The 2920-nt window shown below is 52.2% G+C and carries 3 rRNA genes (1 of these 3 only partly in view); all 3 read left to right on the plus strand.

The features are described 5' to 3' along the window. Positions 1-2168 (plus strand): 23S ribosomal RNA (locus tag AO277_RS23360); it begins 933 nt to the left of the window's first position. Between the two features lie 160 nt (positions 2169-2328). Continuing rightward, positions 2329-2444: ribosomal RNA gene (rrf, locus tag AO277_RS23365) — 5S ribosomal RNA — on the plus strand. 106 nt (positions 2445-2550) lie between these two features. Continuing rightward, a 5S ribosomal RNA gene (gene rrf / locus AO277_RS23370) occupies positions 2551-2666 on the plus strand. Positions 2667-2920 lie beyond the last annotated feature (254 nt).

Raw genomic sequence — 2920 nt, forward strand, 5'->3', positions numbered from 1 at the left:
TCACTGTAGGGGGTAGAGCACTGTTTCGGCTAGGGGGTCATCCCGACTTACCAAACCGATGCAAACTCCGAATACCTACAAGTGCCGAGCATGGGAGACACACGGCGGGTGCTAACGTCCGTCGTGAAAAGGGAAACAACCCAGACCGTCAGCTAAGGTCCCAAAGTCATGGTTAAGTGGGAAACGATGTGGGAAGGCTTAGACAGCTAGGAGGTTGGCTTAGAAGCAGCCACCCTTTAAAGAAAGCGTAATAGCTCACTAGTCGAGTCGGCCTGCGCGGAAGATGTAACGGGGCTCAAACCATGCACCGAAGCTACGGGTATCATCTTATGATGATGCGGTAGAGGAGCGTTCTGTAAGCCTGTGAAGGTGAGTTGAGAAGCTTGCTGGAGGTATCAGAAGTGCGAATGCTGACATGAGTAACGACAATGGGTGTGAAAAACACCCACGCCGAAAGACCAAGGTTTCCTGCGCAACGTTAATCGACGCAGGGTTAGTCGGTCCCTAAGGCGAGGCTGAAAAGCGTAGTCGATGGAAAACAGGTTAATATTCCTGTACTTCTGGTTATTGCGATGGAGGGACGGAGAAGGCTAGGCCAGCCTGGCGTTGGTTGTCCAGGTTTAAGGTGGTAGGCTGAGATCTTAGGTAAATCCGGGATCTTAAGGCCGAGAGCTGATGACGAGTGTTCTTTAGAACACGAAGTGGTTGATGCCATGCTTCCAAGAAAAGCTTCTAAGCTTCAGGTAACCAGGAACCGTACCCCAAACCGACACAGGTGGTTGGGTAGAGAATACCAAGGCGCTTGAGAGAACTCGGGTGAAGGAACTAGGCAAAATGGCACCGTAACTTCGGGAGAAGGTGCGCCGGTGAGGGTGAAGCATTTACTGCGTAAGCCCACGCCGGTCGAAGATACCAGGCCGCTGCGACTGTTTATTAAAAACACAGCACTCTGCAAACACGAAAGTGGACGTATAGGGTGTGACGCCTGCCCGGTGCCGGAAGGTTAATTGATGGGGTTAGCGCAAGCGAAGCTCTTGATCGAAGCCCCGGTAAACGGCGGCCGTAACTATAACGGTCCTAAGGTAGCGAAANACGCCTGCCCGGTGCCGGAAGGTTAATTGATGGGGTTAGCGCAAGCGAAGCTCTTGATCGAAGCCCCGGTAAACGGCGGCCGTAACTATAACGGTCCTAAGGTAGCGAAATTCCTTGTCGGGTAAGTTCCGACCTGCACGAATGGCGTAACGATGGCGGCGCTGTCTCCACCCGAGACTCAGTGAAATTGAAATCGCTGTGAAGATGCAGTGTATCCGCGGCTAGACGGAAAGACCCCGTGAACCTTTACTATAGCTTTGCACTGGACTTTGAATTTGCTTGTGTAGGATAGGTGGGAGGCTTTGAAGCGTGGACGCCAGTCTGCGTGGAGCCAACCTTGAAATACCACCCTGGCAACTTTGAGGTTCTAACTCAGGTCCGTTATCCGGATCGAGGACAGTGTATGGTGGGTAGTTTGACTGGGGCGGTCTCCTCCTAAAGAGTAACGGAGGAGTACGAAGGTGCGCTCAGACCGGTCGGAAATCGGTCGTAGAGTATAAAGGCAAAAGCGCGCTTGACTGCGAGACAGACAAGTCGAGCAGGTACGAAAGTAGGTCTTAGTGATCCGGTGGTTCTGTATGGAAGGGCCATCGCTCAACGGATAAAAGGTACTCCGGGGATAACAGGCTGATACCGCCCAAGAGTTCATATCGACGGCGGTGTTTGGCACCTCGATGTCGGCTCATCACATCCTGGGGCTGAAGCCGGTCCCAAGGGTATGGCTGTTCGCCATTTAAAGTGGTACGCGAGCTGGGTTTAGAACGTCGTGAGACAGTTCGGTCCCTATCTGCCGTGGACGTTTGAGATTTGAGAGGGGCTGCTCCTAGTACGAGAGGACCGGAGTGGACGAACCTCTGGTGTTCCGGTTGTCACGCCAGTGGCATTGCCGGGTAGCTATGTTCGGAAAAGATAACCGCTGAAAGCATCTAAGCGGGAAACTTGCCTCAAGATGAGATCTCACTGGAACCTTGAGTTCCCTAAAGGGCCGTCGAAGACTACGACGTTGATAGGTTGGGTGTGTAAGCGCTGTGAGGCGTTGAGCTAACCAATACTAATTGCCCGTGAGGCTTGACCATATAACACCCAAGCAATTTGAGTGGACTTCCTGACAGGAGCATCAGATTGCGGTAACTGTGAAGATGACACGAACCGAAAGTTTGCGTCACAAACGCACCGAGCTATCACATACCCGATTTGCTGAAGCGCGCCGCATGGCACGATTCGGTACCCGAATTTCTTGACGACCATAGAACATTGGAACCACCTGATCCCATCCCGAACTCAGCAGTGAAACGATGTATCGCCGATGGTAGTGTGGGGTTTCCCCATGTGAGAGTAGGTCATCGTCAAGATTAAATTCCAGAAACCCTCATCGCTTACGCGTTGAGGGTTTTTGTTTAAGTAGAAGCATAAAAATTCGCTGAGACGTTACCTGTTAACGGATCGGCAACAGAATTTCTTGACGACCATAGAGCATTGGAACCACCTGATCCCATCCCGAACTCAGCAGTGAAACGATGTATCGCCGATGGTAGTGTGGGGTTTCCCCATGTGAGAGTAGGTCATCGTCAAGATTGAATTCCGAAACCCCTCATCGCTTTTGCGATGAGGGGTTTTGTCGTTATGGAGCCCCAAAAAAGCCCGCGCAGGCTTTCGCGCTGAGCGGGCTGGATAGTGCATGAGTCAGCCAAAAAGGCTGCGTACGTTACTCATCGCACCGTCAGCAAACTGAACCGCCCCGGGTTTCTCGGAGACCCTTTTGTTTGAGTCATGCCACCTGGGCAGACTCGGTGAGTTGCTGATAATAGATTGCTTCTGCCTCGACCGG

It is taken from the genome of Pseudomonas amygdali, assembly GCF_002699855.1.
Lineage (GTDB): Bacteria > Pseudomonadota > Gammaproteobacteria > Pseudomonadales > Pseudomonadaceae > Aquipseudomonas > Aquipseudomonas amygdali.